Origin of the sequence: Nostocoides australiense Ben110, assembly GCF_001050535.1 — a bacterium.
Classification (GTDB): domain Bacteria; phylum Actinomycetota; class Actinomycetes; order Actinomycetales; family Dermatophilaceae; genus Nostocoides_A; species Nostocoides_A australiense.
On record NZ_HG764815.1, the window covers coordinates 3,253,609 to 3,258,569 of the forward strand.

Annotated in this window: 3 protein-coding genes, 3 tRNA genes and 1 pseudogene; 2 read left to right on the plus strand and 5 right to left on the minus strand. The window is 68.0% G+C overall.

Annotated features, from left to right (window positions below):
* The first annotated feature begins 195 nt into the window (after positions 1–195).
* Positions 196–1,716 (plus strand): IS21 family transposase, encoded by a 1,521-nt coding sequence (gene istA / locus BN11_RS15775; protein ID WP_048693240.1) that lies wholly within the window; start codon positions 196–198, stop codon positions 1,714–1,716.
* The gene (gene istB / locus BN11_RS15780) at positions 1,716–2,510 is read left to right on the plus strand and encodes an IS21-like element helper ATPase IstB (protein WP_201329189.1); all 795 of its coding nucleotides are present in this window, start codon (positions 1,716–1,718) and stop codon (positions 2,508–2,510) included. Before istA ends, istB begins: the two co-directional genes overlap by 1 nt.
* Positions 2,511–2,862: 352 nt before the next feature.
* Here the strand turns inward: istB and BN11_RS15785 are convergent.
* From BN11_RS15785 to BN11_RS15805, 5 genes and pseudogenes are all read right to left on the minus strand, one after another.
* Positions 2,863–2,937 (minus strand) — tRNA-Val (locus BN11_RS15785).
* A 13-nt stretch (positions 2,938–2,950) separates the two neighbouring features.
* Positions 2,951–3,021: transfer RNA gene (locus BN11_RS15790), tRNA-Cys, on the minus strand.
* A 21-nt stretch (positions 3,022–3,042) separates the two neighbouring features.
* Positions 3,043–3,115: transfer RNA gene (locus tag BN11_RS15795), tRNA-Gly, on the minus strand.
* A gap of 243 nt (positions 3,116–3,358) precedes the next feature.
* Positions 3,359–4,102 (minus strand): annotated as a pseudogene (locus tag BN11_RS22000) (YihY/virulence factor BrkB family protein); the annotation flags it as partial.
* A gap of 123 nt (positions 4,103–4,225) precedes the next feature.
* On the minus strand, positions 4,226–4,759 hold the full coding sequence (locus BN11_RS15805; RefSeq protein ID WP_048699289.1) for a hypothetical protein: 534 nt from the start codon (positions 4,757–4,759) through the stop codon (positions 4,226–4,228).
* Positions 4,760–4,961 lie beyond the last annotated feature (202 nt).

Sequence of the window (4,961 nt, forward strand, 5' to 3'; positions counted from 1 at the left end):
TGTCGGCGGCCACGAGAAACTGCCCGGAGACGGCCACGAAGCTGCCCGCTGGCGGACATGAGAACTGCCCACTGACGGTCATGGGGTCTGCCCGACACGACGTCGTCTGCCTCGCCGCGGTCCGCGGTTGAGGCCCTTTCCTCGGGTGCGATGAGCGGTGCTGATGCGCCCGTTCGCTCCCGAGGAAGGGATGAGTTGAAGTCTGCCGAGGAGATCATGGAAATCTTGAATGCCTACGACCTGACTGGGTCGTTGCGTGATGCTGGGGAGCTGGCTGGCTGCTCCCACCACACGGTCAAGCACTACGTCGAGCGGCGTGCCGCCGGCGGTGAGCTGGATCAGGCCGCGCGTCGGCCGATGCTGATCGATGAGTACCTGCCCAAGGTCGAGGAGTGGGTGGAGCGGTCCAAGGGCAAGGTCCGCGCCGACGTGGCCCACGACAAGCTCGTGGCGCTGGGCTACACCGGCTCGGAGCGCACTTCCCGCCGCGCGGTCGCGACCGTGAAGCAGTCCTACCGGGCCGGGCGGGTGCGGGTGCACCGACCTTGGATCACCGAGCCGGGGATGTGGCTGCAGTACGACTACGGCGACGGCCCGGTCGTCGACGGCGTCAAGACGGTCCTGTTCGTCGCCTGGCTGGCCTGGTCCCGGTTCCGGGTTGTGCTGCCGCTGCGGGACAAGACCATGCCCAGCGTCTTCGCCGCACTCGACGTCACGTTCCGGCGACTCGGCGGGGTGCCGACCTACGTGCTGACCGACAACGAGAAGACCGTCACGGTCGAGCACATCGCCGGGATCCCGGTCCGCAACCCGCAGCTGGTCGCGTTGGCCGAGCACTACTCGATGAGCGTGCATACCTGCGTGCCGGCCGACCCGGCATCCAAGGGCGGCACCGAGGCGTCGGTGAAGATCAGCAAGGCCGACCTCGTCCCCAAGGACACCAACCTGCGCGAGGCCTACGACTCGTTCGCCGAGCTCGAGGCCGCCTGTGTGGCGTTCTGCGAGAAGGTCAACACCCGCCCGCACCGGATCACCAAGCGGCCGCCGGTCGAGATGCTCGCCGAGGAGCGCGCCCGACTCCACCCGGTCGCCCTGACACCGCACACGGTCGCGTTCGGCACCACTCGACAGGTGCCGGTGAACACGCCGATGGTGACGTTCGAGTCCGGCCAGTACTCGGTTCCACATCAGCTGCTCGGTGCCACGGTGTGGGTGCGGGTCCACGGTGTCGGCGCTGAGGAGCAGGTCGTGATTGTCCACGTCGGCGCCGACGGCCCTGTCGAGATCGCCCGCCACTACCGGGCCACCCCCGGGACACCGAAGATCTACGACGCCCACTTCCCACCCCAGCCCGAGGGACCGCTGGACCGTCGACCCCGTGCCAGGAACGCTGCCGAGTCGGAGTTCCTCGACCTGGGTGAGGGCGCCCGGCTGTGGCTGATCGAGGCAGCCGCCGCGGGCACGCCGCGGATGCGGGTCAAGATGACCGAAGCGCTCGCCCTGGCCAAGCTGTTCGACCCCGTCGAGGTCGACTGGGCACTGGGCCACGCCGCCGTGCACGGCCGGTTCGCCGAAGCCGACCTGTCCTCGATCCTGGACCACCACGCCCGAGCACCGAAGGCGGGCGAACACCGGGCCAGCGAGGATCGCTCGCTGACCCAGGGCACCAGCGCCTGGGCACGACTCGGCCAGCACAGCAAAGACGAGGCGCTCTGATGACGACCAGGAGCACCACGATGGCGGCTGGGTCCGCGCCGGCGCTGCCGGCGGACCTGGAGGATCTGCTGCGTCGGTTGCGGCTGCCCCACATCCGTCGCCACGCACCCGAGGTGGTCGCGACCGCGAAGGCTCAGCGCTGGGAACCGGCTGAGGTGCTCAAGGCGCTGTTCGCCGAGGAGGTCGCCGGTCGGGAACGCTCCGCACTAGCGACCAGGCGGGCGGTCGCGGGGTTCCCGACCGGGAAAACCTTCGATGCCTGGCAGCCCGAGGTCTGCTCGATCCCGGCGCCGACCCAGCAGGCGCTGCGCACCCTGGAATGGGTCCACCGCCGGGAGAACCTCGTCGTGTGCGGGCCGTCGGGCACCGGAAAGACGTTCCTGCTGGAAGCACTCGGACAACTTGCCGTTGAGCAGGGGCTGAAGGTCGCCTGGTTCACCTTGGAAGACCTCGGCGGCCTGCTGCGCCGCCATCGCGCCGACGACACAGTCACCAAGGCCATCGCCCGCGTCCTGCGAGCCGACTTGGTCATCGTCGATGACATCGGGCTGCTACCGGTTGCCGTCGACGCCGCCGAGGGCCTGTACCGGCTCGTCGACGCCGCCTACGAGAAGCGCTCGGTCGCGATCAGCTCGAACCTGCACCCGTCCGGGTTCGACGAGCTGATGCCCAAGACACTGGCCACCGCTACCGTCGACCGGCTCCTGCACCACGCCCACGTCTGCCAGACCAGCGGCGACAGCGTGCGACTCACCCAGGCACTCGCCGGCCAAGGGGTGAGCCCGTTGAACTGAATGCCCCTGGTCGGTAGTGGCCGCAGCCCCTTGGGCAGATCCCATGGCCACCACCGGGCAGTTCCCGTGACCGTCAGCGGGCAGGTTTCATGTCCGCCACTGGGCAGTTCCTGCTGTCCCTTGACACGCAACCTCCGCCAGGGTGCCGAGAGTCGGGTTGGAGTTGCCTGAGGACAGCATCGCTGGAGGCTGGAGCGTCGGACCTCGCCGCCGTCAGTCACTGCGTTGGCGCTCATGCGGTAGATCCCCTCGTCGGTATGAAGGGGCCTTTCGTATCGCACGCTTATCGCACGACAGCCGAACGACAACGGCCCCTGACTCGCGTTTTCGCTGGTCAGGGGCCGTTTCGTGCTGGTGGGCGATACTGGGTTTGAACCAGTGACCTCTTCCGTGTCAAGGAAGCGCGCTACCGCTGCGCCAATCGCCCAAGTCTAAGGTTGAGGTGGAGACGGGATTTGAACCCGTGTACGCGGCTTTGCAGGCCGCTGCCTCGCCTCTCGGCCACTCCACCAAAGGGGGCCTTAACCCTCCGAGCGGATGACCGGCCTCGAACCGGCGACCTCAACCTTGGCAAGGTTGCGCTCTACCAACTGAGCTACATCCGCACTCGGCACCCGCGAGGTTTCCCTCGTTCGTGCGCTCAGAGACCTTAACCCATGCAAGCGGGCATACCCAAATCGGATGTTGCGCTCCACTGGGTCCTTGCCCTCGGGGAACGGCGTCAGCGGTCGCTTGACCCGTTCGCGGAAGGGAATGACCTCACGCGCGGCCGGTTGGATGTGCAAAGTGGCAGCGTTGAAGGCGGCACCGATGAGCACGGCGATGGCGATGAAGTAGAGCCAGATGAGCAGCACGATCGGGGTCGACAAGGGCCCGTAGATGGAGGTCCCGTCGAGCGAGGCGGAGATGGTGCCCCGCACGACATACGACGCGATGGCCCACAGGATCAAGGTGACGACGGCGCCCGGGATGTCGCGCACCCACGGGGTCCGCTTGGGGGTGGCGATGTGGTAAAGCGTCGTCAGCGAGCAGACGACGAGCACGGTGACGACCGGCCAATAGAGGATGACCAGGAAGTCGAGCCGGTCGGGCAGGATCCGGCCCAGCAGCGTCGGGCCGATCAGCACCAGCGGGATCATCACGACACCGACGATGAGCGTGACGACATACATGGTGAAGCTCAGCACCCGGGTCCGGACGATCCCGCGCACGCCGGACTGCCCATACATGATGCTGATCGTGTCGATGAAGACGTTCAGCGCCCGCGACCCCGACCACAGCGACAGCACGAACCCGAGCGAGATCAGGTCGGTGCGGCCGTTGGCGAACACGTCGCTCACGGTCGGCAGCAGCAGCTGCTCGATGACGTCCGGCGTCAGGAAGCGGCCGGCGTAGGTGCCGATCTGCTGGGTGAAGGACTCGATCGTGACCTCGCCGAGCCACCGGCCGATGTAGCCGACGCCACCGAACAGTCCGAGGATCAGCGGCGGGAACGACAGCAGGGCGAAGAAGCCGGCTTCGGAGGCGAGCCCGGTGACGCGGTAGCGCATACAGATCCGCACGGTTTCGGCGATGATCCGGGCCAGCCACATCGCACCGGGGATCGGTGCGATGGCGCGCTTGATTGCTCCTTTCGTCTCCACCACGCCGCTAAGCGTAGGTGTTACGGGTGATCCTCGTGTGACGACACGGCGCACACCGCAAGACCTTTTGGGTCACGAGATGGTCACTTCCGGCCAGCTGTCGCGGTCGCAGGCGCGCGCGTCGAACTGCGCGCGAGTCCACCTCTCCCCTTGGCGGACCAGCACCACATCGGCGCTGACCTGCTGGTATTCCGCGCGCGTCACCATCACCGAGGTCGTGGTCCGGTCCTCCCCCTCCGCGAACGCAGCAACGTCGATCCCGTCGGGCTCGGTCGGCTCGAAGCGTTTGCTCGCGCTCCAGGGCGCGAGCGGGTCGGTGAGCGACACCGTCTCGGTGCCGGTGAGGGGTGTCTCGCGCGTCATGGTCAGCAGGGTCTCGTTGACCTGGGTCGCCGGGACGGTGCTCCGGTCGAGCATGTCGCTGACCGCGATCCGGTCGTATGCCGCCCCGCAGGCCGCCACGATGACCACCGGCCGGCCCTGCGCGTCGGCCGTCACGCCGGTCATCCCGACGACGTCCGTCGTCACCGCGTTGCCGCAGCCGGCCGGCGCCGCCACGAGGATCGAGACGGTGGCCAGGCCGACACGGGCAGCTGAAGAGCGCACGCCGCCACCATGCCAGGCGGGAGAGGGAGTTCACATGAGGCGTTGTACTCACCCGCGCCGGCAGCCGCGGACGCCCGCCCTATCCTGCGGTCATGGCGACCCACGAGGTGTTCAACCAGCCCACGCCGTATGGCGGTGACGACCTCTTCCGCACCGACCCCACCCTCGTCGAGGCGGTCGAGCGGTGGGGCGCCCCGACCGC